A 25,317-nucleotide genomic window follows, 5' to 3' on the forward strand; every position below is an offset into this window, starting at 1 on the left:
GTGCGTGGCCGGGCCGGCGCGGACTCAGTACTCGTTGACGATGCGCCGCAGGACGTCGGGGGTGGACGCCGGGGTCGTGCTGTCGACGCTGAGCCGGTTGTAGACCTCCATGTACCGGTCGACGTCCTCGCGCTTGTCCAGGTAGGTGGAGCCGGTGAGCTGCTCCAGGTAGACGACGTCGGGCAGGTCCATCTCCGGGAAGCGCAGGATGGTGAACGCGCCGCCCTCGGCCGCGTGGCCGCCGAAGGCGAAGGGCATCACCTGCAGGGTGAGGTTCTGCAGCGGCGTGATGTTGATCAGATGCTCGATCTGCGCGCGCATCACCTTGGGGCCGCCGATCGGCCGGCGCAGCGCCGCCTCGTCAATGACCACCCACAGTCGCGGGGGGTTCTTGCGGTAAAGCAACTTCTGCCGGTTGATGCGGACGCTCACCCGCCGCTCGATCACCTCGACGGGTGCCCCGCCACTACCTTGAGTGATGATGGCTCGTGCATAGTCTTCGGTCTGGAGCAGCCCCGGAATGAACTGCAGCTCGTAGGTGCGGATCAGTTGGGCGGACTCCTCAAGTCCCACGTACGGCTGGAACCAGGTGGGGAGAACGTCGTTGAAGTTCTGCCACCAGCCGGCGGTGTTCGCCTCGCGCACGAGCGCCAGCAAAGGAGCGCGCTCGGCATCGTCCGTGACCTGATAGAAGGTCAGCAGGTCGGCGACATCTCGTTCTTTGAAGCTGACTCGGCCCAGCTCCATCCGGCTGATCTTCGACTCGGAGGCGCGGATGTGGTATCCAGCGGTCTCCCGACTGATGCCCTTCTCCTCGCGAAGTCGACGGAGCTGAGAGCCGAGCAGGATCCGACGCACGGTCGGCCCACTTCCCGGCTGAGCTGTCGTCACGGTCGGCCCCCTCGCCATCGGTCAACGCAAGAGTATGACATCTGATCTTCTGGATGCGGTTATGCGGCTGGTTCTCTTGGCTAGTACTACAGCGACAGTGGTTGTGGTGTGGTCTTGATCCTCATGGAGGGGGTCTGAGCTGCGTGTATGCGCCGTTGGTAGTGGGAGTAGCGGGCGTGGGCCTGGTGGCGGCGGCGCCAGTGTGACCATCGGCGGATGTGGCCTGTGGGGTGATTGATGCGGTGGGTGAGGGCGTAGACGTGCCGGATCTCGTTGGCGGTGAGAGGGATCATCGCGTTCGTGGGGAGTTCGGGTGGTGCGTCGATCGCGATGCCGCCGCGGTGGCGGCGGTAGCCAGAGGAGACGGAATTCTTTTTTTTAAGTGTTTGTGCTGGGTTTCGCCGCTGTTTGCGGCGGTGACGGCGAGCCAGGCCTGTGCGAGCATTGCGAGGGTGATATGCCGGTACCAGGCGTCGTGAAGCCGAACCTGGTAGTGGTCGAGGCCGACTTCGTTCTTTCCGCATTGGAAGGCTTCTTCGACTCCCCATCGGCGTCCCGCGACGGTGACGAGTAGGGAGAGCGGGGCCGGGCGAGGGCTGTAGGTGAGGAAGAAAGCGAGTTCGTGCTTGCCGGTGCGGGATCTGCGGAGGAGGACCTGGCGGCGGCGGCCGGTGTTGGGGGCGGTGTCGGTGGTGTCCATGACGGCCCAGTCGTAGAGGCGGGGGCCTTTCGATCCGTCGGCGGCGGAGTATGTTTCCCAGGCGCGGGTGGGGACCTTGGCCGCGAGGGTGTCGACGCGGTGGCGGCCGGTGGCGGTGGAGACCTGGTGGCTGCGGGCGACGGCGAGGACGTAGCCGACGTCGTGGGCTTCGAGCCAGTCGCGCAGGGTGGGGCTGTTGCCGTAGGCCTCGTCCGCGGCGAACCAGGTGAACCGTGCCCCGGCCTGCCAGGCGTCGGCGGCCATGGCCCGGGCGAGGGCGGGCTTCGTGGCGAAGGTGGTGTCCTTGCCGATGCCGGCGGTCTGGCAGCGGGCCGGGTCGTTCGTCCAGGACACGGGCAGGTAGAGGCGGCGGTCGATCAGCGCTCTGCCTTTCCCGGACACGTAGGCGGCGAACACCCCGAGCTGGCAGTTTTCGATGCGTCCCGCGGTACCGGAGTACTGCCGCTGTACCCCGGCGGACTCGGTGCCTTTCTTCACGAATCCGGTTTCGTCGACGACGAACACCCCGTCCGGTTCGGAGAGGTTCTCCAGGACGTAGGAACGGATCACGTTCCGCATCATGTCGGCGTTCCAGGCGTAGGAGTTCAACAGTCGTTGCATCTTGTGTGGGGCCGGATCGCCGGCATGCTCGGCGAGTGTCCAGCCGTTCTTCCTTTCGACACCCGACAGCAGACCCGTCAGATACATGCGGGCCTGGGCAGCCGACTCGTCGCTACGGAAACATTCCGAGACGCGGGAGAACAGCCTTTCCAGGCTCGCTTCCCATGCCTGCACATCCACGTCGTCGACGCCATCATCCGTCGCCAGCGCATCCTCGCCAGATCCCCGCATACACCCGACGATCACAGGATATTCGTGTCGCGCTACCCCTTCCGCACCAGAGACCACAAAGAGATCACTGTGGCTGTAGTACTAGGTGACAGTTGCTTGTTTAGCGCAGTGAGGGTTATTTGTATACACGCTCACAGAGAGTGCCGGTGGTGGGTGTCCGCTGGCTTGGCGGTGCGGATGCCCCCGAAGGTGCGGCCAGGGATCGGCCGTAGCTCCCAGTGATACGGGCCTTCCGATCCGTTCCGACGATGTCGCATGGGGCCACTCCCACTCTCGCTCCCACTCTCTCGTGCCCCCGCCCGCCCGCTTGTCCCATGGTCCCCACGTTCGTCCGGTGCGTCCGTCGGGAGCCCCGGACCACCGGCCGGCGTCCCCGGCCGTGGAGCGCGGGTGTCTGCGCGGTTGCTCGTCGTCTGATTCCACCCGACGGCGGGACCGGGCAGGGCGGCCGACTCCCCACTCGGGTGAATGCGACCGGGTCGACGGCCCGGTCGTGCTCCCCGCGCCGCCCACCGGTGCCGGTCGCTCCGCCCTGCTCCGCCGCGGCGGCCGGAGATGTTCCGGCGCCGGGACGGTGGATCCGGGATGTGGCCGGCGAGACGCTGTGTGGTGCGACGGCCTCCCCGGTGGTCAGGCGATGGGTTCTCATTGCGTTGTCCCCGCGAGTTCGAGGCGCCTCCGAATCCGGTCGTCGTGGGCTGTGTCCCGATGCCCGACGTGTCGGGGCTATGAACTTTTACACCAGCGAGCGCCCCTCTGATCGGCGTCCCTTGGTGCCGGAGTCCCAGGGCCCCGCCGCGCTCGCAGGTCATTCCCGCATGTCACGGTCCCCTTCCCGTGGCCAGGTCCCTTGGTACGCCGTTATGGAGCCGCTGGTCGGCTGCGTGATTCGCCACTTTGCGGGTCTATTCGGACGATTCGCTACCTCCTTCGGGTCATCTCTGTGAACTCCCGACCAGGAGTGCTAGCGCCACCGGGGTATGCGGCCGGCCGGCGAGCGCCCCCGCCGGCCGCTCGCCGGTCCGCCTGGCCGGGAGGCCGCGACCGCGGCGGCCGCATCGCCGATCGCACGTGAGGCCGTGGCGCGCACATGCGACCCGCTTGATGCACGTGCACCTGACCGTGCTGTATCGTGAGCCGAAGTTCGTGCAGGCGCACACGCGAGCACATCGGCGGGGGTTTTCGGAGGTAGACCCGTCCGGCGTGGTCGGCGAGGGGTCCATCGCAGTGCGGCGGTGCGACAGGCGGGCTGCGTGGGTGAGGGCCGTCGTGGCACGGCTACTCGGGGCTTCAGGAGATCGCGTGACCAAGATCTACAGTGGCATGTCTGCGGCGGCGCTGGAGCGCGTGACCTGGCAGAAGAGCCGGCGGAGCAACTCGCAGGGCAACTGCGTCGAGATGGCGAAGCTGCCGGGCGACGAGGTGGCCGTCCGCAACTCCCGGCATCCGAACGGCCCCGCCCTCGTCTACACCCGAGCCGAGATAGAGGCCCTGATACTCGGCGCCAAGGACGGCGATTTCGACAACCTGCTGCAGTAGGCGTCCGCCATCATGGTCCTGCTGACTCCGGTCGTCCCTTCCCGGCAGGCGTGCGCCACGGCCGTGCGGGCTCCGCTCGCCCGCAGCCCGCAGCATGCGTGGCTGGTCCAGACGTCCCAACGCGACGTCGTCTCGGCTCCCAACCTGCTGGATTGGACGGACATGCGGTGCAACGAGGCCCGTTCTGTCCCTGCCCGTACCGACCCGCCCCTGCGGCCGGTGATCGCCTTCGCGGCGCTTCCGGCCAACCGGACCGGAGACAGCATGCCCCCGCCCGCCACGGAACGGATCTTCAGCTCGGGAGACCTTCCCCTGCTCTCACTGCCGGGTGCCGATGGGCTCATCACCTGCCAGTGGACGCACGAAACCCTCGGAGTGCCCGGCTCGGTCGAGGACGGCGGCGACGCGATCGCCGAGCGCCGGCGGGCCCAGGTGGGGTTCGTCCTGGTCGAGCCGGCGTGGCTGGTCCGGGCCGCCGCCGAGCAGGTGCGCTCGCCCGGGGTCGACGCCATCGTGCTGCACGCCCACGCCAGCCCGCCCGGGCGCAGCGCTCTGGCCCTCGCCTTCGCCTCCCATCTGCGCAACGTGCTACGCCGCCCGGCGCCGGGGCTCGATCCCCGGCTCGGCAACAACGTGGTGACCGCCGGGCTGCGGCCGGACCTGGCGGGCTTCGACGACCTGGTCCGGGTGCCCCACCTGGTGACGATCACCGACGGCACCGGCGCGGTGGCCGACACGATCGTGTGGGAGATCATGACCGGCGGGCAGTTCGACGCCTGGCTCGACGGTGCCCCCCGACCTGACCAGCGGGCCATCGAGGCGCACCTGCCTGGTCTGCTGCGGCTGCGGGGTCTGCACCGGTCGGGCCGGCTGGACCATCGCCGGGCCGGCGCGCTGCTCGACATGCTCGACGGCGGGCAGCTCACGACCCGGCTGATCCACCGCTTTCCCCGGGTCGTGCTACCGCTGGCCGCGGCGGCCTGACCGGGCCGCCGGCCACCGGACTCACCACGGCCGCCCCGCAACGGCGCGGGTCGGTCGTGGTGTCCCGCGCGGGCGGCGGCGACGTGGACCGCCGCCGCCCGCGCTACCCACCTCGGCGCGGCGCCGCCGCTGGCCGGGACGGCCCCGCGCCGGACCGGACGGGCGGGCCTACGCGCGGCGGTGGTGGTCCGGCCGGGCCACCCGCCTGGCCCGGGCGGGCGACCCCGGCGGCGGGCCAGGGCCATCGGGGAACCCAGGGCCCCCGCGTCCTGCCGGCGGTCGCGCGGACGGCGCCGCCGCGCGACCCGCCTGGCGCGACCTCACTGTTTCCCCGTGTTCCGGGCCCCGGCCGCGGCGCCACCGCGCCGGCTGCGGGCAAGCTGTGTCCTTCTGTGTTCCGCCGCTCGCATGGGGAACCGCCGTGAGCGACGGTTGTTCTGCGGCGCGCCTTCCACCACCCGACGGCCGATCTGGGCCTATGGTCAGGCGCACCGGAACGCCGCTTTATGGGGAGAGTCGCGGATGACCGTATCGCTCGAGGATGCCCGCCGGATCATCGCCGCCGGGGAAAGATATGCGATTCACCTCGGCCAACCGGTTAACATCGCCGTCGTCGACTATGCGGGCATTTTGGTGGCGCATGTCCGGATGGACAACGCCCGCCTGCAGACCGCCGACATCTCGGTCGACCGGGCGTGCGCGGCGCGGGCCTCCGCCGCACCGGCCCGCCTGGTGAACCACACCGGGGGCGAGGGCGCCGCCGCCGGGTCCGGGGCCGGGGTGGGAGCAGGGGACGAGGGGTACGGGGGTTGGGAACGCCCGCCGGCCGAGCCCGGCTCGGGCCTGACCGGCGCGCTGCCGTTGCGGCGGGACGGGATGATCGTCGGCGCCGTCGGGGTCAGCGGCGGTCCCGCGCCGCTGGACGAGGCCATCGCCCGAGCCGCCGCCGCCGCGTTCTGATCTGTCCGCGCTCAGGCGTCCGGATCGCTGGCCGACGCCTCCACATGGCCGAGTGGCCGTCCGGGCGCAACCTCGTCCCGCACCAGCCGCTTGACGGCGGACGGCTCGGGAAAGCCCTGCTCCCGCCGGTCCCAGAGCACCCGGTCGCCGAGCCGCACGACGAACACCCCGCCCGTCCCGGGCACCAGGCAGACCTCGGCGAGATCCCCCTCGAACGTGGTCAGCAGCTCCTGGGCGAGCCAGGCCGCCCGCGGCAGCCAACGGCAGCGGGTGCAGTACTCGATCTTCAGGGTCGGTTTCGCCGCGGCCATCGCCCCATCCTCCCCGAACCATCCTCCCCGCCCGCCGCGGCGTGAGCCAGCGGGCCGGCGGCGCCGTCGGCAGCCTAAACCAGCCCAACCCAGCTCCGGCGAATCTCACAAAATCAACGGAATGGCACCGGACCATGTCATCCTGCGCCAAGGTTGGTGGAGTGAGCAGCGTCACGGTCCCGGCCGCCGGCCGGCGTCGACCGCGGGGCGGGTCTCGGCGTCGAGCGCGGGCCCACCGCCGCATCCTCGTCGGCCTGCTCGGTGTCGCGGTCACGCTGGGGGCGGTCGGCTGCCGGGTGTCCAGCGACGAGAAGCCGACGGCGCCGGTCTGCACCGAGCCGGGCGTCACCCCGGACGCGGTGCGCCTCGGGCTGCTCTACCCGGACACCGGCAACGCGGCGTCGCTGTTCGCGCCGTTCCGGGCCGGCGTCGACGCGCGGCTCGGGGTCGCCGACGAGGCCGGCGGCGTGGGCGGTCGCCAGGTCCGTTACACCTGGCGCGACGACGTCTCGAACCCCGCGGGCAACGAGGCCGGTGCCCGCGCGCTGGTCCAGACCGATCGGGTCTTCGGCCTCATCGAGTCGACCTCGGTGGCCAGCGGCTCCGCCGCCTACCTGCACGGCGCCCGGGTGCCGGTGACGGGCACCTCGCTGGAGGCGGCCTGGACGCAGAACGACAACATGTTCAGCTACTCCAACATGATCTCGGATGGGCCGTCCGTCACCACCTGGGGCACGTTCGTGGCCGAGCGCGGCGGGCGCACCGCGGTCATCGCGCAGTCGGCGTTCTCGGCGACGTCGATGACGATGGCGGACAAGCTGGCGGTGAGCCTGCAGGCGGCAGGCATCCGGGTGGTCGGCCGCGTCGATGCGACCGGCCCGATCGACATTCCCGGCATCGGGGAGAAGGTGCGGGCCAGCGGCGCGGACGTCCTGGTCGGCGCGGTCACCGGCGCCGCCTTCGGCCAGGTGGTCGTCGGCGCCCGCGCCGCCCACGCGAACCTGCGCGTGATCCTGTCGCCCGTCAGCTATGACCAGCGGCTGTTGCAGGTCTTCGGCCCGGTGCTCGCCGGCCTCTACACGTTCGTCGACTACCAGCCGTTCGAGGTGGGCACGCCCGCGCACCAGCGCTTCCTCGCAGGGATGGTCAAGTACGCCCCGCAGGTGTCACCGCCGGCCCAGCAGGCCGCCCTGTCCGGCTGGATCTCGGCCGACATGTTCCTGCGGGGCCTCGCCGCGGCCGGGCCGTGCCCGAGCCGGGAGTCGTTCATCCGGGGGCTGCGCGGGCTGAAGGGCTACGACGCCGACGGTCTGCTGCCCGCGCCGATCGATTTCTCCTCGCATTTCGGGCAGATCAACCGCTGCTACACCTTTCTGCAGGTCACCGCGGACGCGCGGCATTTCGAGCTCGTGCCGCCGGCGCCTCGCTGCGGCGACGAGATCGGCCAGTAGGGGCCGGCACCGCCGGGGAGTCGCCGGTGGCGCGGGCCCCGGCGCGCCCACCCCTCGACGGCCTGTCCGCGCACGTCCGCGGCCCGGCGCCGGCGCGCCCGCCGGTCGGGCCGACGCCTCACCGGGGGGTGTGAGCGGCTCCGCCCCGCCAAGCTCCCCGTGTTGCAGGCGGTCGGACTAGCATCGCTGGGGCGAAGGAAAGACATCGCATTTCGTGGGCCGGTCCACGATCGCCGCCGGTCGTCCCGGTCCGCCGCCCGAGCTTCCGGATGACCTGTACCAGGAGATGCCAGTGAGTTCAACGCCCGTCAACGTCACCGTCACCGGCGCCGCCGGTCAGATCGGCTACGCGCTGCTGTTCCGCATCGCGTCGGGCCAGTTGCTGGGCGCGGACACGCCGGTGAAGCTGCGGCTGCTGGAGATCCCGCAGGCCGTCCGGGCAGCCGAGGGCACCGCCCTCGAACTCGAGGACAGCGCGTTCCCGCTGCTGGCCGGGGTGGATGTGTTCGACGACGCCAAGCGGGCGTTCGAGGGCACCAACGTCGCCCTGCTCGTCGGCGCCCGCCCGCGGACCAAGGGCATGGAGCGCGGCGACCTGCTGTCCGCCAACGGCGGCATCTTCAAGCCGCAGGGCGAGGCGATCAACAGCGGCGCGGCGGAGGACATCAGGGTCCTGGTCGTCGGCAACCCGGCGAACACGAACGCGCTCATCGCCCAGACGCACGCGCCGGACGTGCCCGCCGAGCGGTTCACCGCCATGACCCGCCTCGACCACAACCGCGCGATCGCGCAGTTGGCGAAGAAGCTCGGCGTTCCCAGCGCCGAGATCCGCAAGATCACCATCTGGGGCAACCACTCGGCCACCCAGTACCCGGACATCTTCCACGCCCAGGTCGGGGGCCGCAGCGGCGCCGAGGCCGTCGGCGACCAGAAGTGGATCGCCGAGGAGTTCATTCCGCGGGTGGCCAAGCGCGGCGCCGAGATCATCGAGGTCCGCGGCGCCTCGTCGGCCGCCTCGGCCGCCTCGGCCGCGATCGACCACGTCTACACCTGGGTCAACGGCACCCCCGAGGGGGACTGGACCTCCGCGGCGATCCCGTCCGACGGTTCCTACGGCGTGCCCGAGGGACTCATCTCCTCGTTCCCGGTGACCGCCGCCGGCGGGAAGTTCGAGATCGTGCAGGGTCTGGAGCTCGACGCCTTCTCCCGGGAGAAGATCGACGCCTCGGTGCGTGAGCTCGCCGAGGAGCGCGAGGCCGTCCGCGCGCTCGGCCTCATCTGAGCTCTGTCGGCGGAGCTCCTCCAGGCGCGGCACACGATCCGCGGCGCGCGCGGGCGGCACCTCACCGTCCGCGCGCTGCCGACGCGGGTGTGCACTCGACCTGTCACGGATGAGACGCATCCGGCCGAGGCCGCCGATCCCCGGACTAGAATGATCGCGGAAATCGCGCCGGCCGGCAGAGGCCTGTCGGCGTCCGCCGCATCTTGGAACCGGTTCGGGGGACTCGTGACGCAGCGGCTGAGCGAGGTCGAGATCAGGGCGCTCGCCGACGCGTTCGACACGCACTCCACGGCGAAGCTGCTACTGGTGCGCGCCGGCATCCCTCGCGGCCGGGTGCCGGAGCTCGCCGGCACGCCGTACGACTACTGGTCGGAGATCTCGGGGCAGCTCGAGAACGGTCTGCTCGTCGGCGGCCGGGCGCGCCTGCTGGCCGCCGCGGCGGAGGCGTTCCCGGCCAGCAAGGTCTTCGGGGCCTACCAGGGCCTCGCGTCCCCCCTCGACGCCGATGCGCCACAGGACATCCTCCCGGCCGCGCAGGGGCGGGGACGACTGGTTGCGGGCATGCCGGAGCAGGTCAGCCTGTTCTTTCTGGACGCCCGCCGGTACAGCCGGCGTGGCATGCTCGGCCAGGTCGACTGGCGGGCTGCCCTGCGGGAGATCGTGGCGGCGGCCGTCGCGGGGCTGCGGCTGCCGGCGGAGTCGATCCGGCTGCGTCAGGACCAGGGCGACGGTTTCCTCATCGCCGTGGCCGGTTCGGTCGCCAAGGCGTACCTCGCCAGCGATTTCGTCCGCGAGCTGCAGATCGCCCAGCGCGCCTACAACAACGGGCGCGAATCCGGCAGCCGGCTGCGGCTGCGGATGTCGCTGCACCACGGCGACGTGATCATCGATCGAACCGGTGCCCCGGGCGACGCCGTGGTGGTCGCCGCCCGGCTGATCGACGCACCCCAGGTGCGCGGCATGCTGGAGCGCTACCCGGACGCCGATCTGGTCCTCGCGCTGTCCCCGGAGTACTACCGTGACACCGCCGCCGAGCGGCTGCGAGATCTCGACCCGGCGAAGTTCCGCGAAATCGACGTGTCCGTCGGCGACAAGTACACCGGGACCGCCTGGGTGACGCTGCCCGGTCATCCCGGGAATCCACCCCTCGCCGAGGACCCCACCGCCGCGTTGTCCGCGGACTCTCCCGCCGGCGCGGCTTCGAACCTGCCGGGCGCCGTCACCCTGCCCCCGGGCGACTCGCGCGGCGACATCCCGCGCACGGTCGAGCCACGCGGCATCCCGGAGGGCGCTGCCTCGGCAGTCGCGGCCGAGGGGGCCGGGACCGCTGCGGCACCGGCATCGTCGGGCTCCGGGGCGCCGGGACTGCCGGGCGAGGACGAGGTGCGCGGACGGATCGGGGTTCTCCGAGGACGCGGGAAGCGTCCAGCCTCGCCACCGCCGTTTCCCGGCAGGCGCGGCTGACCCTCGCCGACTGGTCGGCCCGCCCGCCGCCGCAGACCGCGGTCTGCGGCGGCGTGGCGTTCGTGCCCCGTCCACCCGGCCTCTCGGCCGGTGCGCCGTCCCGGGATCGCCGTTGTCATGCGGTGCCCACGTTGTTACGGGGTGCTCGCGGTGTCATGCGGTGCTCACGGTCACCGCGCCGCCGGTCGCCGCCGCGAGGAGCTGGCTCAGGCCGCGGCCGTAGCTGGTGCTCCCGTCGAAGCGGCTCCATTCCGCCAGCGCCGTCATCATGGTCCGCAGCTCCGTCGTGGACGCCTCTCCGGTCCGGGCTCGCTCGATCAGGCTGTGTACCCGGGCGGTCCAGGTGAGGGCGTCGTCGCCCGCGGCCCGCGCCCGGCGCGCGGCCTCGTCGATGCGAGCGCGACGCAGGATCGGACGTCCCGTGGCGGTCGGAGCCTCGGCGAGCCGGAGTAGCCCGGCGGCCCGCCCGGCGTCGGAGTTGATGCGGCCGTAGGCGGCCAGCGACCGTCGCCACAGCTCCTCGGCCCGGTCCAGGTAGGCCGGGCGGGCCGAGGGGATCGGCGAACCGTCCGGCCTGCGACCCAGGGTCTGCGCCCCGCCGTCTGGGAAGCCGGCCCAGTCGCCTCGCACCAGGGCCGCGTGCGCGAGCGTCGCGTCGTCAGCACCGCCTGCCGTCTCCACGGCGTCCAGCGCGACGCCGGCCTCGGCCGCCCGACCCAGCCGGAACAGCAGGTCCGCGCGCAGGATCCGGGCGTATGCGCTGGCCTGCTGCACGGGCAGCTCGGCCAGCCGGGCGACGAACGCGTCGGCCATCGTGAGCGCGTCCACCGCCGCCAGGGCCGCGCCTTCGACGCTCGAATCGGGTGCCGCCGCGGTCATCGCCAGGCGCGCCCGCGCGACCACCCCCGGGGGTGCGGCGAGCCCTGCCACCGCGGCCTTCCCCGACGGCGAAGGGCCGCCCACCGCGGCGACCCGGAGCGGCAGGCCGACCGGGTCCGCGGGCATGGGCGTCCCGGCAGAGCCCGGCAGCCCGCCCCGAGCGGGGGTCCGGGTTGGCACGGGGATCCGGGCCGGAGAGTGCGCTGAGGTTGGGGAGGGCACCGGGGTCGGGGAAAGCGCTGAGGTCGGGGATGGTGCCAGGGTTGGGGAGGGCCGGTCCGTCTGCGTAGGGGAACCGGTCGCGGCGGGAAGGTCGGCAGCAGGGCCGGGTGGGCCGGGTGGGGGGCCCACGCCGGCGGGGGTGGCCATGCCGGCGGGGGTGGTCGGATCGGTCGGGTCGCTTCGCGCCGGGGCTCTGCCGGTGGCTGGGAGTGCCTCGGCGTTCGACCTGAGCGGCAGGTCCGGCCCGACTGCGACGGCCGTGGGGATCGTTGTGCCCCCGGGGCTCTCGACGTCCCGGGCGACCGCGACGGCTGGGGAGATAGCGACGGCCGGGGAGTTCGGGCTGTCTGGTGGGACTGTGCCGTCCCGGAGAAGCGGGCGGTCCGGGAGGAGCGGGCCGTCCAGCGGTGAGTCGTCCGGAGACAGCGGGCGGTCGGGCAGCGGGGAGCCGTGGGGTGACAACGGGTGCTTGGGTGGCATCGGGTGCCCCGCGGACGACCGGCCGACGGTGGAGCCCCAGCCCAGCATGGCGGGGAGGAAGCCGCCGGCACGGGAGCGTGCCCGCGGTCCCGTCCGGTGCAGCCCATGGGCGGAGGCCGTGTGCCGGACGAGCCCCGCCGCACCCGTCCAGCCGAGGACCAGGGGCAGGGTGTTGAGCCAGGGCGCGATGTCCGCGCTGGTGCCGCCGGCGGAGGGGGTACCGGCGGCACCGCGTCTCGTGGCGACCGCGTGCGCGCGCCCCTTCCCGGCGGCCGCGGTCCGGTGCCTCGTCCCGGTGACGGGCGAGTGGCTGGCATGGGGCGAGTGGCTGGCATGGGGCGAGTGGCTGGCATGGGGCGAGTGGCTGGTGGTGGGCGAGTGGCTGGCGCCGAGCCTTCGAGCGGTGGGTGTGCCGGGGGTCGGTCGGGCCGTGTCGAGGGTGGGGACGACTGCGGGCTCGCTGGTGCGGACGTCGCCGGGCACGGCCGGGAGGGGGCGGCGGGCGGCGGCGGTGGCCTCGGCGCCGGCGCCCGCCGCAGGCGGGACCGATGCGGCGAGCAGACGGGCGCGGGCCATCCGGATCGCGGGGATCACCTCGGCCGCGAGCACGCAGATGACCGCGGTGGTCGGGGCGAGCAGGTTGTGACGCTGCCGGACGATCGCCTGCGCCGTCCAGGCCGTCAGCGGGCCGTCTGCGGGGGGTGCCGGGTCGCGGGTGCGGGACGGGGTTGCGGACCGGCCGGCGGTGGCCGGCGAGGGCCGCAGGAGGCCCGCGTCGTCCGGGGACCAGTTCCGGTCGAGGGCGAGTGCCGCGAGGTAGAGCGCCTCGTGTACCGCCACGTGGTCGGGGTCGGCGGGATCGTGCTCGCTCTGGCGCAGCTCGCGCAGGGCGCCCTTGGACCGGCCGGCGGCGACGGCGGTCGCGGCGCGCAGGAGGTGGCGCTCGGTCGGCGGCGGGAAGGGGTACCGCACGGGCACTCCGGCGGGCTCGACGCGATGTTGCTCGTGCAGCAGGAGCGCTATGAGGAGCCTTGCTGAGGAAAGCGGCATCGGTGCGGTGTTCCTTCACGGGCGACACGGAACCGTATCCGGTTCGGACTGTTCGGACCCGCCGGAAAATGCCGGCGGAGCCATGACAGTACCTAGCATTCCGCCGCCGGGAAATGGCTCGTGGTGGTTCCGTGACGGCCCGGTTGTGGCATCGAATGTATCTCGCGGAAATGGTCGTCGACGTGATGATAATGTATGCACGGTCAAGTAGAAAAATAATTTCACTTCGACCTTTCGGCGGCCCCGGAAAGGACGGGCCACCGGCGCGCGATCGGCGAGAGACGCCACCCGGCTCCGCCGGCCTCGCCGATCCGCTGCCCCGCCGATCGGCCGGCGTCGATCGGCCGGCGTCGAGCCGCGGACGCCGATCCCTCAGACGAGGTCGCCGGGAACGGCGTCGTACCGGCGGGCGAGCTCGGCGATGCGCGGTGTCGACCCGGCGAAGCGGTGGTCGTCGACGGCGGCCACGGCCACGATCCCGCGGGAGTTCGACACGAACGCCGCCTCGAAGCGGTCGAGGTCGGTCAGCCGCACCGGCGCCCGCACGCTGTCCGGCGACTGCTCCAGCAGGGCCATCGTCACGCCGTGCAGCGCCGGCGCGTCCGGCCAGACGACCGCGTCCCCGGCGAGGAAGCCGATGTTGGTCGTCGCGCCTTCCGTGATGACGCCGCCCGGCCCGGTGAGCAGCGCATCGTCGAAGCCCTGTCGGCGCGCGAGCCGGCCGTACTGGAGCTGACCGAACGTACCCAGGTGCTTGAGGTGCGGGAACGGACGCGAGTACGGCACGGACATGAGCCGCTGCGGGGCCGAGGGCGGCTCGGCGGGTGCCCCGACCGCGACGATGAGCCGCGTCGGTCCGCCGTCCGGGGCGCCGGTGACGACGACCCGCACGGTGGCGTCGCGGGTCGAGGCGGCCAGCGCCGCCCGGATCCGGGCGCGCACCAGCTCGTCGTCGAGCGGCTCGGCGTAGAGCTCGCGGTTCGCCGCGTCGAGACGTCGCAGGTGCAGAGCGAGCCCGCGGGTCCGGCCGTCGCGGACCTGCATGACCGTGAAATGACCGTGGGGAAGCAGGGCCAGCGGAGGCGGATCGTCGAGGGGCACGGGGCATCCGTCGATCTCGATGCGCAGCAACGCCGGGCTGGCCACTCCGGTCACGATAGCCACCCCGGCGCGGGGGACCCGATCGGGCGCCCCGGGCGACGAATGCCGCCGCCGGGTTCGCTAGCGTGCTCGTGCCGCGCCCGTCGCCTGGCGGGCCGCCCGTCAATGAATGGAGTGGCCATGTCCGACCTCGCCGTCGACCCCACGGCCGACCCGGCCAAGATCGTCAGCGGTCTGTCTGCCCTGTCGGAGCGGGAGATCTCCGATCTGCTGGGTGGCCCGGCCGGGGAGGGCGTCCTTGACGAGATCTTCCGCCAGATGCGCGACACGTTCCGGCCCGAGCAGGCGCAGGGCGAGAACGCGCTGGTTCGCTTCGCGCTCACCGGCGGTCCGGGCGGCAGCACCCGCACCTACGAGCTGCGCGTCGTCGACGGCGCCTGCACGCTCGCGACCGGGCCGTCCGCCGGCTCCGACACGGCGCCGGCGGACCGTGCGCTGACCATCACCACCGACCGGGTCCGCTTCGTTCGGGTGCTCGTCGGCCAGGTCAGCGGCGCCAAGCTGTTCCTCACCCGGAAAATCAAGATTGACGGAGACCTGAAGTTCGGTGGCAAGGTGATGTCCTGGTTCGGGATCAAGCAGGACGACTGAGCCGGCGTGCGCCCGGCGCTGCCCGGCTCACGGCGACGCACTCCGTGTACGGCACGTATTACGGTCGGTTGACGCGGGTGGCGGGTGGCGGGTGGCGATGTGCCGCGGCGGGCGCGGCTCCGGTCCGGCAGCTTCGGTCGGGTGGTTCCCCGAGGGTGGTTCCGGTCGGGTGGTTCCCCGAGGGTGGTTCCGGTCGGGTGGTTCCCCGAGGGTGGTTCCGGTCGGGTGGTTCCCCGAGGGTGGTTCCGGGAGGGTGGGATGGTGCGGCTGGTGCTCGACGGCCGGGCGTACGACCTGCCGGCCGGGACCGACGCGGCCGCGCTCCGCCGACGCGCCGAGGAGGTGATGAGTGGCCGGGCCGGCAACGTCGGGCTCGACCGGATCACCCTCGCGGACGGCGACGTCCTGGCGGTGAACTGGCGCGCGGTGGGCACGGTCCGCGTCGTCGAGGCGGGCTCGGAGGACGACGCCTGACCGGCGGCTGAACGCTGGTCAGAGGGCGAACTCGGCCGGCTCCAGCCCGAGGGCGAGCGCCGCCTCCCGCACGACCGCCCGCTCGCTGGCGACGAACTCCCCGTCGACCAGGCCGATGACCTGCCCGATCCGCACGACGGCGGCGGCCTGCGCCACTCGGCCGCGCACCTTGGTGATCTCGGCCAGCGCCGCCTGGCGGCCGGCTGCGAAATCCGTGGTCAGCCGGTCGAGGTGCGCCTCGAACAGCCGCACCGTGTCCTGCTCGGGGAACTGGGACAGCACCGGGTCGGTGGCGGCGAAGCCGCGCAGCCCCTCCTGCTCGGTCGGGTCGATGTGCCCGTCGGCGGCAGTGACCAGCGCGCACATCGCCACCGCCGCGTCGCGGAAGGCCAGCGTCCGCAGTTCCTCGCGGCGGGCGAAAAGCTGTGCCCGCAGCGAGGCCAGCGACGGCAGCCGCCGGTTGGCCCCGGCGGGCTCCAGCCCGCGCCACAGCGGCCAGCCCTCGGCGAGCCAGCGGCGCACGACCTCGGCCATGGACAGCGGGCGCAGCCGCGTCGCGAGCAGGACGTCGATGTTCACCGGGACGATGGTGTGCTCCCCCCAGCGGGACGGGGTCGGGATGCCGGTCGGCCAGACCCCGGCGAACAGCACGCTGAGCACATGGTCCGTCGAGGACTCCGGGGACCGGCCGGTGATGGAGCCGTCGTGCTCGACCGCGCCGACGAACTGCCGGGAGACGACCCGCGGCCCGGCGAGCCGTCCCACCTGCCGTTCGAGTGCGTCGTCGGTGCTCTCGCCGCCTGCCACCGGGCCCCCGGGCAGCACGTGCCAGACGTCGTCCGGCGGTCGTGCCAGCAGCACCTGGTCGTCGATCCGCAGCAACAGCCGGACATCGAGCCGAACGGCGGCCTGCACTGGCATACCGACTCCCTCCGAAGACGCACGGCACAAGGTGGGTCACTCGCTGACGGCATCATCCCCCAGACGGGCCGGGGACCCGACCCGGCGGTTCGGCTGCGTCACCGCGCACGGTGAGGTGTCCGGCTCCGGTGGCCCATCGGTGTGGGCGCGTCCGCGACGAGGACCGCCGATCGGGCCATGCTCGCCTCGGTCAATCCGGCCGATCCGGCCGATCCGGCGCTTCTGGCCGTCTCGAACGTCCCGGCGCCCGGGGCCGGGGTGCCGCCGCCGAAGGCCCGCCGGTAGGCCCGCGGGCTCGTCCCCACCAGTCGGCGGAACTGCTCCCGGAACGCGGCCGGCGAGCCGAAGCCGACCTGCGCGGCGATGGTCTCCACCGGATGGCAGGTGGTCTCCAACAGGTACTGGGCCCGGCGCAGCCTGGAGCGCTGCAACCAGGCCACCGGCGTCAACCCCGTCTGTTCGCGGAAGCGGCGGTTGAGCGTGCGGGTACTGACCATCGCGTGCGCCGCGATGTCGGCGAGGGTGAGCTCGCGGTGGACGTTCGCCGTCAGCCAGTGCAGCAGCGGTTCCAGCTCGGTGCCGTCGGGCGGCGGCGGCTCACGGGCGATGAACTGCGCCTGCCCGCCGTCGCGCTGGAGCGGCATGACGGACATCCGGGCGGTCTCGGCGGCGACGGCCGTGCCGTGGTCGCGGCGAACCATGTGCAGGCACAGGTCCATCCCCGCGGCGGCGCCGGCCGAGGTCAGGATCTGGCCGTTGTCGATGAACAGGACGTTCGGGTCGACGTCGACGGCGGGATGGCGCCGCGCGAGTTCCGCCGCGGCGATCCAGTGGGTGGTGGCACGCAGCCCGTCGAGCAGGCCCGCCGCGGCGAGGACGAAGGCGCCGGCGCAGATCGAGGCGAGCCGCGCCCCACCGGCCGCGGCGGTCCGCAGCGCGTCGAGCACCGCGGGGTCCGGCTTCGTCGCGGGGTCGTCGCAACCCGGCACGATGACGGTGTCGGCCGCGGTCAGCGCGTCGAGCCGCCAGGGAGCGCGCAGGGCGAACGCGCCAGTCGTCACCTCCGCGTCCGCGGCGCAGAGCCGCACCTCGTAGGCCGGGCGCCCGTCCGCCAGGCGGGTGCGACCGAAGATGTCCAGCGGTGTCGCGAGGTCGGACGGGACGACGTCGTCCATCGCGAGGACGGCCACCACGTGCATACCGGCCAACCTAACCCGGGCCCGCGGCGCCCGTCCGCCCGCTTACGGCCCGCCGGCGGGAACTCGCGGCGGCTCGGCGGGCCCAGTCCCGGTCCGGTTGCCCGGGGCCGGACGCGACGTCGGGGGTTCGGGCGAGCCCGATGGTGGCGCACGGTTCATCTCGGTCGTCGCATGGGCGTTTTGATGACATTCAAGCTATTTGTGCTGGTCCGAGGCTCGGGAGGCGCGGACGGGCGGGTCCGCGGCCGCCGGCGCTGGCCGGGGGTGGCGAGAAGACGGCGATACCTGGCAATCCTGTCAGCGTGCCGGCGTCCCGGGGGTCGTAGCGTCGACGTCGTACCGTCCGACCCTTCTCCCGGCTCCGCGATGTCCGCGGCCCGGTGATCCCCGCGGCTCAGCGATCCCCGCGGCTCAGTGATCTCCGTGGCTTCGCGGCCGGGCGGTGCCCGTTCCGGCGAGGTGTGTTGCGTGAACTGCTTGCTGTGCTTCCGACCGCTGCGGCCGGCGCCCGAGGCGTCCCGCGGGGCGAAGGCGTGACCAAGTTCCTGCTCAGCGTGCACGTCCTTGCCGCGATCGTCGCGATCGGACCGGTCACGGTGGCGGCGAGCATGTTCCCGCCGGCCGCCCGTGCGGCGTTGGCCCGCCCGGGCGATGAGCACTCCGCCGGGATCGCGCGGGTGCTGTACCGGATCTGCGGGATCTACTCGGCGCTCGGCCTGCTCGTGGTCGTGTTCGGGTTCTTCACCGCGCAGAGCCTCGACGTTCTCGGCCAGACCTGGCTCATGGTCGCGATCGCGCTGACCGGCCTCGCCGCCCTCGTGCTCGCCTTCGCGATCCTGCCCGCCCAGCGCAACCTCATCGACGAGATCACCGCCGCCGCGGCCGCGCGCGTCGCCGGCGCCGGTACCGGTACCGGTACCGCCGACGCCTCGCCCGGGGGCGCGCCCGCCGCCGGGGCCGTCTCGGCGATGGACCTGCCGACCGCCGACATGCCGACCACCAGCCTGCCCGCCTCCCGCGTGGCGGCGGCCCTGGACAGCGGCGCGGCGACCGGCAACGGCATCGCGCTCGCCCGCACCAAGCGCCTCGCGATGACCGTCGGCATCTTCAACCTGCTCTGGGCCACCGTCACCGTGCTGATGATCCTCCGCCCCGGCTCGACCACCGGCGTCTGACCGCCGCCCACCCGCCGCCGCCCGCCGGGTGCGCCGCGCGCGGTACCGCCGGCGCCGTGCTGGCGGCCAAGGTCCCATGCGGCTGCCAAGGTCCCATGCCGGCGGCCAAGGTCGCATGCGGCGGCCAGAGCCCCACGCGGCGGCCGCGGGATCCGGTGAATCCGTCGTCGCGCGGCCGCGTCCGGTGGGATGATTCCGCCTCGGTGAGGTCGCGGCGACGCAGCGGGAGGGCCCGATGGGGGAGGCGCTGGACACGGTCAAGCGGGCGCTGGACGCCTTCGACGCCGGCGACGAGGCCGCGGTCCACGCGCTGCTCGACGACGACCTCGTCGTCGAGGCCCCCGGCGGGGTGCGCATCTGCGGGCGCGACGCCGCCGCCGGGTACAGCGCCGCGTTCCTCGCCGCGTTCGGCGACGCGGACGTCGACACGCACATCCTCGCCGAGCAGGGCGAGCTCGTCGTCGAGGAGTACACCCTCACCGCCACGCACACCGGGGTCCTGCGCGACGCCGACGGCACCGAGCACCCCCCGACCGGACGGCGCGTCACCCTGCGGGTCGTCGAGGTCTACCGCGTCCAGCACGGCCTGATCACCGAGAACCGCCTCTACTTCGACCAGACCCTGCTGGCCCGCCAGCTCGACGCCGCCGGCTGACCGCCGTCGGTTCGGCGGGTCGATGTTCGGAGCCTGATCGATCCGGACATACTGCCAGCGGAACTCGGGCAGATCGGACGGGCTCGGGACGCGGCGGAGGGCGGGACATGCAGTTCGACGACGAGTCGGTGGATGCCTCCGAGTTGGAGGACCAGCGCGGGGGCGGGGGGCTCGGCCGGGGGCTCGCGGTCGGCGGCGGCGGGGCCGGCATCCTCGGCGTCGTCATCTACCTGCTCGTCGCGGTCCTCGGCGGCGGCGGGTCGGACTCGGCCGGGTCGCCGCTGTCGCAGCCCGGCGGCGGCACGTCCGGCGGCGGCACGTCCAGCGACGTCGCCCGGCGCTGCAACACCGCCGGGGCGATCGACCAGTACGACGACTGCTTCGTCCTCAAGGCGTTCAACGAGATCAACGAGGTGTGGGGCGCCCAGTTCGCCCGCGCCGGCCAGACCTACACCAAGCCGCGGCTGGTCTACTTCTCCCAGGCGGTGCGTACCGGCTGCGGCACGGCGTCGTCGCAGGTCGGGCCGTTCTACTGCCCGCCGGACCGCAAGGTGTACATCGACCTGGGCTTCCTCGACCAGCTTCAGCGCAACTACGGCGCCCAGGGCCGCTACGCGCAGGCGTACATCGTCGCCCACGAGGTCGGCCACCACCTGCAGACGCTCACCGGCACCGAGGCGCGCGTCCGCCAGGCCCAGCAGGCCGACCCGTCCCGGGAGAACCCGCTCAGCGTCCAGCTCGAACTGCAGGCCGACTGCTACGCCGGGGTGTGGAGCACGCTGGCGAACAACGCGGGCAACGTCACCATCGGCGAGGCCGACCTCGACGAGGCTCTCGGCGCCGCCCAGGCCGTCGGCGACGACCGCATCCAGGCCCAGGCCGGCCAGGTCAACCCGGAGACCTGGACCCACGGCTCCGCCCAGCAGCGCAAGGACTCGTTCCTCACCGGCTACCGCGGCGCCACGATGTCCTCCTGCGGCACCGTCCCGCACGCCTGACCTCGCGCCTGACCCGGGGCGTCCGTGCCGCCACCGGGACCGCTGTCCGACCTGAGTTCAGGTCGTTCTCAGCTCCCGCTGAGAGCCTGAAGCACCCGGGGCGGTCACCGGCCGGCCCGTGGCGCCGCCGGCCGCGACCGACCGGCGGCGGAGGCGGCCGCGGGAAGGGGACGGCGTGCGGGTGCTGGTGGTGGAGGACGACGCCCGGCTGGCGGAGGTGCTGCACGCCGGGTTGACCGCGGAGGGGTTCGACGTCGACGTCGACGTCGACGTCGCCCGCGACGGCGCTGGACGCGACCGGGGACGCCAACGTCGCCGTGCCGGCTGAGCCGGCTCCGAAGGGCATCGCGGGGTCAGTGGCGCAGGGCGGAGGTCGACGCCGTCGTCGAGGGGGATCTCGACAGGGGACCGGCCGCGTCCATCGGGTCCACGCGCGGTGACCCCCCTGCCTCGGGCAGGCCGGATCAGTGCCGGTGCGGGGCGACCGCGAACTCCGGGTGCGCCCGCAGCCGCGCGAGCCGGTCACGGCTGTCGCCGTCGACCGGGGTGTAGACGACCAGGCGGTTGCCGGGCCGATCGGTCAGGTCGAGGCTGGTCGACCGCATCGCGATATCGCCGATTTTCGGATACCAGTACACCTTGTTGCACTGGCCTGGCGGCGCCACGTCGTGGGTGGCCCACAGTTCGGCGAACAGTGGGCTGGCGGCGCAGATCCGCCGCACGAAATCCAGCCACTCCGGTTCGCACATGTGCTGGCTGTAGCGGTAACGGAATATCGCGACATGCTCGGACGCCTGTTCGTGCAAATTACGGAACGGGTTGCAGCACGACGGGGTGGTGAATGCGTACCACACCGTGTTGCGCCGCTCGGGCCGCGCCGCCGCCAGCGCCGGAAGGAGATCAGCGAAGGCACCGTTCCAGCTCAGCACGTCCGAGCGGGCGTTCAGCAGCATCGCGGGCAGCGGATCGAGGGCGTTGAGGATCGCGGGCACGTCCCGCGGGACGTCGTCGTCCTTGTCCGCGGTGGGCTGCACCTGGGGCACGTCGGCCAGCCGGTAGAGATGCTGCCGCTCGGCGTCTTCGAGGCGCAGCGTGCGGGCGACCGCGTCGAGAACCTGGGCGCTGGCGTTGATGGGACGGCCCTGCTCAAGCCAGGTGTACCAGGTGACGCCCACCCCGGCGAGCTGCGCGACCTCCTCGCGGCGCAGCCCGGGAGTACGCCGGCGGGGGCCGGGCGGCATGCCGACCTCCTCCGGGCTGATGCGCTCGCGCCGGCTGCGCAGGAACGACGCCAGCTCGCCGCGCCGTCGCCCGGAGCGGGCAACGGCCCGGACCGACACGGTCTGCGACGTGGAGGAGATGTCCCGCACCGCGGTCGGGATTGTCACGGGCGTCGTCATGGCTACAGCCTCGCCGGAGTCGTGATGGTGCGCCAGGTGCTGTCAGTACCAGTATCACCGCGTACCCGCTACCAGAACCGGCTGCGCCCGCCGCGTCGGCGTCGAGCCCCGGTTCCATTGTCGGGAATCCCGACATCGCTGCGGCGACTCTCGCCGGGTGCCGTCAGTACCAGTATCAACAGGCTCTCGTTACCAGCACCAGGCCGGCCCCACGCTGTATTCATGCCGCGGAACACGTCTGCTGCCCGTGCACCGTCATCACGTCGTGAATCGCTTACCCGGCACGGACCTGCCAGCACCCAGGCCACCCGGCCCGCCGCCGGGACGGCACGGGCCAGCGGGGTGCTGCTCGCCGTTATCCTGACCGGGCAGTTCATGGCGAACCTCGACGTCAGCGTCGTGAACGTCGCCCTGCCCACGCTGCGGGCCGACCTGCACGTCTCCGACGCCGGCCTGCAACTGGTCGCCGCCGGCTACATCCTCACCTTCGCCGTACTCCTGATCACCGGGGCTCGCCTCGGCGGGCTCATCGGCCACCGGCGGGCATACCTGCTCGGCCTCGCGGGATTCACCCTCACCTCCGCCGCCTGCGGGGCGGCACCGCAGGCGGGGACGCTCATCGCCTTCCGGTTCCTGCAGGGCGCCAGTGCCGCGCTGATGACTCCGCAGGTGATGAGCCTGATCCAGCGCAACTTCGTCGGGCCCGCGCGGGCCCGGGCGCTGGGGTACTACGGGGCCGTGCTCGCCGGCGGGGTGGTCGTCGGCCAGGCTGCCGGCGGACTGCTCGTCAGCGCCGACCTGTTCGACACCGGCTGGCGGGCGGTGTTCCTCGTCAACGTTCCGATCGGACTGCTGCTGCTCGTCACCGCGCCGCGGGTCCTGCCGCGGGACGAGGAGCTGCGCGGGCCGTCCCTGGACGTGCCGGGCCTGCTCGTCCTGTCCGCGACGGTGCTGCTGTTCGTGCTGCCGCTGGTGCTGGGCCACGACCTGGGCTGGCCGCCGTGGACATTCGTGGCGCTGGCCGCCTCGGTCGTGCTTGCCGTCGTGTTCGTGGCCGTGGAGCGGCACGTGTCCGCCGCCGGTGGACGCCCGCTGATCTCGGGCCGCGTCCTGCGTGCCCCTGGCCTGGCGGCGGCGGCCGGGACGCTGGTGCTGGGGCCGTCGACGTGGGGGGCTTTTCTGTTCACCACGACGCTGCACCTGCAGGGCGAGTTGGAGATGAGCCCGCTTCGTTCGGGGATCGCGTTCATCCCCTGCGTCGCCGCCTTCGGCCTGACGAGCACCTCCTGGCAGCGGCTGCCCGCGGCCTGGCACCGGCCGCTGATCCCGATCGGGTTCGCCTGCGCCGCCGCGTCCTACCTGCTCCTCGGCCCGACGGCCGGCGGCGGCGCGAGCTATGAGGTGGCCACCGCGCTGATCGGGCTGGGCCTCGGCGTCCTGTCCATCACCATCTCGGTCGCCCTGACCCATGTTCCCGTCGAGGACGCCTCCGACGCCAGCGGCCTGCTGCTGACGCTGATGCAGCTCGGCCAGGTCATCGGCCTGGCCACCGTCGGCACACTGTTCCTTACCGTCGTCGACGACGGCGGCTCGACCGGGCACGCCGAGCATGACATCAGCTGGGCGTTGTCCGCCCTCGCGCTGCTCGCCGCGGTCAGCGCCGCGTTCCTGACCCGCGGCACGGCACGGCAGCCCGCCCCGACTGCGGCGCCCGCGGCGGGCACCCCGCCGGCGACGCGTACCGCCGCCGCCGTCCCGGCGCCGGCCGGACGGGACGGGATCGTCGAGGTCACCGAGATCGGGCCCGCGGGCAACGGGCCCGCGACCGTGCCACCGCGGGCGCAGCCGGTCCTCGGCACCGACCGGTGAGGCGACAGCCCCGTCCGTCCCGGTTCGACGCTCGCCTCGCCCCCGCGCAGGCCGTCCGCGCCGGCTGACTTGGCTTGCGCCGCCGGCTGCTATCGCGGGGTGCCGTCTGCGGTCATCGCCTCGGTGCCGATGACGTGGAGGAGTCGGAGCCGGTCGGCGGCGTCGCTGCCGGCGGCGGCGGTGTAGGCGACGATGCGCAGGTCTCCGCCGGGAGCGGTGAGCACGTCGCAGTCGAGGGCGAGCACGCCGACAGTGGGGTGGTGGACGGTCTTGGTGACCGCCTCATGGACGCCGACGGCTCCGGCGTCCCACAGGTCTGCGAAGGCGGTGCTGACGTCCCGCAGGTCCTTGATCAGGGCGCGCAGGCCGGCATCGGCGGGGTAGCGGGCGGCCGCCGCCCGCAGATCGCCGACCATGGCCGCCCTGAACCGGGTCGCCTGCTCGGGGGTGTGGCTGATCCGGCTCGGCGGACCGGTGAAATGTAGCCAGACGATGTTGCGCTCCCGTCCGCGCAGCGCGGACGGGTCCCCGAGCAGGGCGGCCCACAACGGGTTCCACAGGATCAGGTTCCAGGCCGCGTCCCACACGCTCAGCGGTGCGCCGTCGAGCTGGTCGAGCAGCCGTCGGACCCCCGGCGGGATGTGCGCCGACACCTGCCCGGGACCCGGCGCCCACTGGCCCGCGAGCAGATACAGGTGTTCGCGTTCGACCGCCGACAGGCGCAGCGCGCGGGCGAGCGCGGACAGCACCTGCGCGGATGGGGAGGTGGCCCGGCCCTGCTCCAGTCGGACGAGGTAGTCCACCGACAGGCCGGCGAGCTGCGCCACTTCCTCGCGGCGCAGCCCGGCGGCCCGGCGCACTCCGCCGGCGGGCAGCCCCACCGTGGCCGGGGCCGTGCGGTCACGCCAGCCACGCAGCGCCCGGCCCAGTTCTCCGGATCCGCTCACGGTCCCCAGTATCCGGCGGCGGCGCCGGGACAGCCTGGTACTGGCAGTCCACTGGCAACGGTGGGCACTGGCCGCCCGTCCGGGGTACGGCGACGGTGGAGGCGACACCAGGCGACACCAGGCGACACCAGCCCGCCGATCATCGGAGATGACCAGACCATGACCACCACCCTGATCACCGGAGCGAACAAGGGTCTCGGTTTCGAGACCGCCCGCCGCCTGACCGAGGCCGGGCACACCGTCTACGTCGGCGCGCGCGACGCGGACCGCGGCCGGGAGGCGGCCGAGCGACTCGGCGCCCGCTTCGTCCAGCTCGACGTCACCGACGAGGATTCCGTCGACGCCGCCGCCAAGACCGTCCGCGCGGAGGCCGGCGGCCTCGACGTCCTGGTCAACAACGCCGGGATCGTGGGCGGGGGCAAGCTCGGCCGGCTCGGCGAGGTCACCGCGGCCGACATGCTGACCACGTACGACACGAACGTCTTCGGCGTCGTGCGGGTCACGCGCGCCTTCCTGCCGCTGTTGGCGGACAGCGACGCCCCGGTCGTCGTCAACGTCGGCAGCGGTCTCGGCTCGCTGGCGGCGACCAGCGACCCCAGCCGGATCGAGTTCCAGGTGACGGGGCTGGACTACCACTCCTCCAAGACCGCGCTGGTCATGATCACCTCGCAGTACGCCAAGGCGTTCCCCGCCATCCGGTTCAACACCGTCGACCCCGGCTACACCGCCACCGACCTCAACGGCCACCAGGGCACCCAGACCGTCGAGGAGGGCGCGGAGGTCATCGTCCGCCTGGCCTCGATCGGCGCCGACGGCCCGACCGGCGGCTACTTCGACAGGACCGGCCCGGCCGCGTGGTGAC

General features: G+C 72.9%; 22 protein-coding genes and 1 pseudogene. 14 read left to right on the plus strand and 9 right to left on the minus strand.

Annotated features, from left to right (window positions below):
* Nucleotides 1-24: 24 nt before the first annotated feature.
* Nucleotides 25-891: a Sco1979 family transcriptional regulator gene (locus AC5R91_RS25795; protein WP_495393879.1), complete on the minus strand. Its 867-nt coding sequence runs from the start codon at nucleotides 889-891 to the stop codon at nucleotides 25-27.
* Nucleotides 892-1,282: 391 nt separating this feature from the next.
* Nucleotides 1,283-2,443, minus strand: a pseudogene (locus AC5R91_RS25800) (IS701 family transposase); the annotation flags it as partial.
* Nucleotides 2,444-3,745: 1,302 nt separating this feature from the next.
* Here AC5R91_RS25800 and AC5R91_RS25805 point away from each other — a divergent pair.
* The 3 genes from AC5R91_RS25805 to AC5R91_RS25815 all read left to right on the plus strand — a co-directional run bounded on the left by AC5R91_RS25805 (nucleotide 3,746) and on the right by AC5R91_RS25815 (nucleotide 5,926).
* Nucleotides 3,746-3,982: a DUF397 domain-containing protein gene (locus AC5R91_RS25805; RefSeq protein WP_009742485.1), complete on the plus strand. Its 237-nt coding sequence runs from the start codon at nucleotides 3,746-3,748 to the stop codon at nucleotides 3,980-3,982.
* Between the two features lie 12 nt (nucleotides 3,983-3,994).
* On the plus strand, nucleotides 3,995-4,966 hold the full coding sequence (locus AC5R91_RS25810) for a hypothetical protein (protein ID WP_495393880.1): 972 nt from the start codon (nucleotides 3,995-3,997) through the stop codon (nucleotides 4,964-4,966).
* A gap of 522 nt (nucleotides 4,967-5,488) precedes the next feature.
* A complete protein-coding gene (locus AC5R91_RS25815) occupies nucleotides 5,489-5,926 on the plus strand; it encodes a heme-binding protein (RefSeq protein ID WP_495393881.1) in 438 nt (145 codons plus the stop codon).
* Nucleotides 5,927-5,937: 11 nt separating this feature from the next.
* Here AC5R91_RS25815 and AC5R91_RS25820 read toward each other — a convergent pair whose 3' ends face one another.
* Nucleotides 5,938-6,237 (minus strand): Rdx family protein, encoded by a 300-nt coding sequence (locus AC5R91_RS25820; protein WP_495393882.1) that lies wholly within the window; start codon nucleotides 6,235-6,237, stop codon nucleotides 5,938-5,940.
* Between the two features lie 161 nt (nucleotides 6,238-6,398).
* Here AC5R91_RS25820 and AC5R91_RS25825 point away from each other — a divergent pair, with 161 nt between their 5' ends.
* From AC5R91_RS25825 to AC5R91_RS25835, 3 genes are all read left to right on the plus strand, one after another.
* A complete protein-coding gene (locus AC5R91_RS25825; RefSeq protein WP_495393883.1) occupies nucleotides 6,399-7,688 on the plus strand; it encodes an ABC transporter substrate-binding protein in 1,290 nt (429 codons plus the stop codon).
* A gap of 286 nt (nucleotides 7,689-7,974) precedes the next feature.
* Nucleotides 7,975-8,970: a malate dehydrogenase gene (locus AC5R91_RS25830; RefSeq protein WP_242418035.1), complete on the plus strand. Its 996-nt coding sequence runs from the start codon at nucleotides 7,975-7,977 to the stop codon at nucleotides 8,968-8,970.
* A 225-nt stretch (nucleotides 8,971-9,195) separates the two neighbouring features.
* Complete coding sequence (locus AC5R91_RS25835) at nucleotides 9,196-10,434, plus strand: effector-associated domain EAD1-containing protein (RefSeq protein ID WP_495393884.1); 1,239 nt, start codon at nucleotides 9,196-9,198, stop codon at nucleotides 10,432-10,434.
* A gap of 153 nt (nucleotides 10,435-10,587) precedes the next feature.
* On the opposite strand, the gene AC5R91_RS25840 is transcribed toward AC5R91_RS25835, so the two are convergent.
* Together AC5R91_RS25840 and AC5R91_RS25845 are read right to left on the minus strand one after the other, a co-directional pair.
* A complete protein-coding gene (locus AC5R91_RS25840; RefSeq protein WP_495393885.1) occupies nucleotides 10,588-12,987 on the minus strand; it encodes a hypothetical protein in 2,400 nt (799 codons plus the stop codon).
* Between the two features lie 450 nt (nucleotides 12,988-13,437).
* Nucleotides 13,438-14,220 carry an aminotransferase class IV gene (locus AC5R91_RS25845; RefSeq protein ID WP_495393886.1) on the minus strand — a complete coding sequence of 261 codons (783 nt, stop codon included), beginning with the start codon at nucleotides 14,218-14,220 and terminating at the stop codon, nucleotides 13,438-13,440.
* A 126-nt stretch (nucleotides 14,221-14,346) separates the two neighbouring features.
* Between AC5R91_RS25845 and AC5R91_RS25850 the strand changes: the two genes are divergently transcribed.
* Together AC5R91_RS25850 and AC5R91_RS25855 are read left to right on the plus strand one after the other, a co-directional pair.
* Nucleotides 14,347-14,817 (plus strand): SCP2 sterol-binding domain-containing protein, encoded by a 471-nt coding sequence (locus AC5R91_RS25850; RefSeq protein WP_495393887.1) that lies wholly within the window; start codon nucleotides 14,347-14,349, stop codon nucleotides 14,815-14,817.
* Nucleotides 14,818-15,075: 258 nt separating this feature from the next.
* Complete coding sequence (locus tag AC5R91_RS25855; RefSeq protein ID WP_495393888.1) at nucleotides 15,076-15,291, plus strand: hypothetical protein; 216 nt, start codon at nucleotides 15,076-15,078, stop codon at nucleotides 15,289-15,291.
* 18 nt (nucleotides 15,292-15,309) lie between these two features.
* On the opposite strand, the gene AC5R91_RS25860 is transcribed toward AC5R91_RS25855, so the two are convergent.
* Both AC5R91_RS25860 and AC5R91_RS25865 read right to left on the minus strand, forming a co-directional pair.
* Entirely contained in the window at nucleotides 15,310-16,212 is a 903-nt protein-coding gene (locus tag AC5R91_RS25860; protein WP_495393889.1) for a TerB family tellurite resistance protein, read from the minus strand.
* Nucleotides 16,213-16,310: 98 nt separating this feature from the next.
* The gene (locus AC5R91_RS25865) at nucleotides 16,311-17,411 is read right to left on the minus strand and encodes a GlxA family transcriptional regulator (protein ID WP_495393890.1); all 1,101 of its coding nucleotides are present in this window, start codon (nucleotides 17,409-17,411) and stop codon (nucleotides 16,311-16,313) included.
* A 533-nt stretch (nucleotides 17,412-17,944) separates the two neighbouring features.
* On the opposite strand from AC5R91_RS25865, the gene AC5R91_RS25870 reads away from it, so the two are divergent.
* The 4 genes from AC5R91_RS25870 (at nucleotide 17,945) to AC5R91_RS25885 (ending at nucleotide 20,567) form a co-directional block, all read left to right on the plus strand.
* On the plus strand, nucleotides 17,945-18,586 hold the full coding sequence (locus tag AC5R91_RS25870) for a protease (protein WP_495393891.1): 642 nt from the start codon (nucleotides 17,945-17,947) through the stop codon (nucleotides 18,584-18,586).
* 235 nt (nucleotides 18,587-18,821) lie between these two features.
* Nucleotides 18,822-19,241, plus strand: coding sequence for an ester cyclase (locus AC5R91_RS25875; RefSeq protein WP_495393892.1), 420 nt, complete (start codon nucleotides 18,822-18,824; stop codon nucleotides 19,239-19,241).
* Between the two features lie 107 nt (nucleotides 19,242-19,348).
* Nucleotides 19,349-20,239, plus strand: coding sequence for a KPN_02809 family neutral zinc metallopeptidase (gene ypfJ, locus AC5R91_RS25880; protein ID WP_495393893.1), 891 nt, complete (start codon nucleotides 19,349-19,351; stop codon nucleotides 20,237-20,239).
* A gap of 175 nt (nucleotides 20,240-20,414) precedes the next feature.
* Nucleotides 20,415-20,567 (plus strand): hypothetical protein, encoded by a 153-nt coding sequence (locus AC5R91_RS25885; RefSeq protein ID WP_495393894.1) that lies wholly within the window; start codon nucleotides 20,415-20,417, stop codon nucleotides 20,565-20,567.
* 136 nt (nucleotides 20,568-20,703) lie between these two features.
* Here AC5R91_RS25885 and AC5R91_RS25890 read toward each other — a convergent pair whose 3' ends face one another.
* Nucleotides 20,704-21,627 carry a helix-turn-helix transcriptional regulator gene (locus AC5R91_RS25890; RefSeq protein ID WP_495393895.1) on the minus strand — a complete coding sequence of 308 codons (924 nt, stop codon included), beginning with the start codon at nucleotides 21,625-21,627 and terminating at the stop codon, nucleotides 20,704-20,706.
* 354 nt (nucleotides 21,628-21,981) lie between these two features.
* Here AC5R91_RS25890 and AC5R91_RS25895 point away from each other — a divergent pair, with 354 nt between their 5' ends.
* Nucleotides 21,982-23,508, plus strand: a complete 1,527-nt coding sequence (locus tag AC5R91_RS25895; protein WP_495393896.1) for an MFS transporter — start codon at nucleotides 21,982-21,984, stop codon at nucleotides 23,506-23,508.
* Nucleotides 23,509-23,597: 89 nt separating this feature from the next.
* Here AC5R91_RS25895 and AC5R91_RS25900 read toward each other — a convergent pair whose 3' ends face one another.
* On the minus strand, nucleotides 23,598-24,455 hold the full coding sequence (locus AC5R91_RS25900; protein WP_495393897.1) for a helix-turn-helix transcriptional regulator: 858 nt from the start codon (nucleotides 24,453-24,455) through the stop codon (nucleotides 23,598-23,600).
* 159 nt (nucleotides 24,456-24,614) lie between these two features.
* Here AC5R91_RS25900 and AC5R91_RS25905 point away from each other — a divergent pair, with 159 nt between their 5' ends.
* The gene (locus AC5R91_RS25905) at nucleotides 24,615-25,316 is read left to right on the plus strand and encodes an SDR family oxidoreductase (RefSeq protein ID WP_495393898.1); all 702 of its coding nucleotides are present in this window, start codon (nucleotides 24,615-24,617) and stop codon (nucleotides 25,314-25,316) included.
* Nucleotide 25,317: the final 1 nt, after the last annotated feature.

The organism is Frankia sp. BMG5.60, assembly GCF_059428125.1.

Coding starts and splice junctions, on each gene's coding strand:
- AC5R91_RS25815 (WP_495393881.1), top strand. CDS start 5,489: ATGACCGTATCGCTCGAGGATGCCCGCCGGATCATCGCCGCCGGGGAA.
- AC5R91_RS25850 (WP_495393887.1), top strand. CDS start 14,347: ATGTCCGACCTCGCCGTCGACCCCACGGCCGACCCGGCCAAGATCGTC.
- AC5R91_RS25820 (WP_495393882.1), bottom strand. CDS start 6,237: ATGGCCGCGGCGAAACCGACCCTGAAGATCGAGTACTGCACCCGCTGC.
- ypfJ (WP_495393893.1), top strand. CDS start 19,349: ATGCAGTTCGACGACGAGTCGGTGGATGCCTCCGAGTTGGAGGACCAG.
- AC5R91_RS25855 (WP_495393888.1), top strand. CDS start 15,076: ATGGTGCGGCTGGTGCTCGACGGCCGGGCGTACGACCTGCCGGCCGGG.
- AC5R91_RS25875 (WP_495393892.1), top strand. CDS start 18,822: ATGGGGGAGGCGCTGGACACGGTCAAGCGGGCGCTGGACGCCTTCGAC.
- AC5R91_RS25865 (WP_495393890.1), bottom strand. CDS start 17,411: ATGCACGTGGTGGCCGTCCTCGCGATGGACGACGTCGTCCCGTCCGAC.
- AC5R91_RS25905 (WP_495393898.1), top strand. CDS start 24,615: ATGACCACCACCCTGATCACCGGAGCGAACAAGGGTCTCGGTTTCGAG.
- AC5R91_RS25860 (WP_495393889.1), bottom strand. CDS start 16,212: ATGCCAGTGCAGGCCGCCGTTCGGCTCGATGTCCGGCTGTTGCTGCGG.
- AC5R91_RS25830 (WP_242418035.1), top strand. CDS start 7,975: ATGCCAGTGAGTTCAACGCCCGTCAACGTCACCGTCACCGGCGCCGCC.
- AC5R91_RS25810 (WP_495393880.1), top strand. CDS start 3,995: ATGGTCCTGCTGACTCCGGTCGTCCCTTCCCGGCAGGCGTGCGCCACG.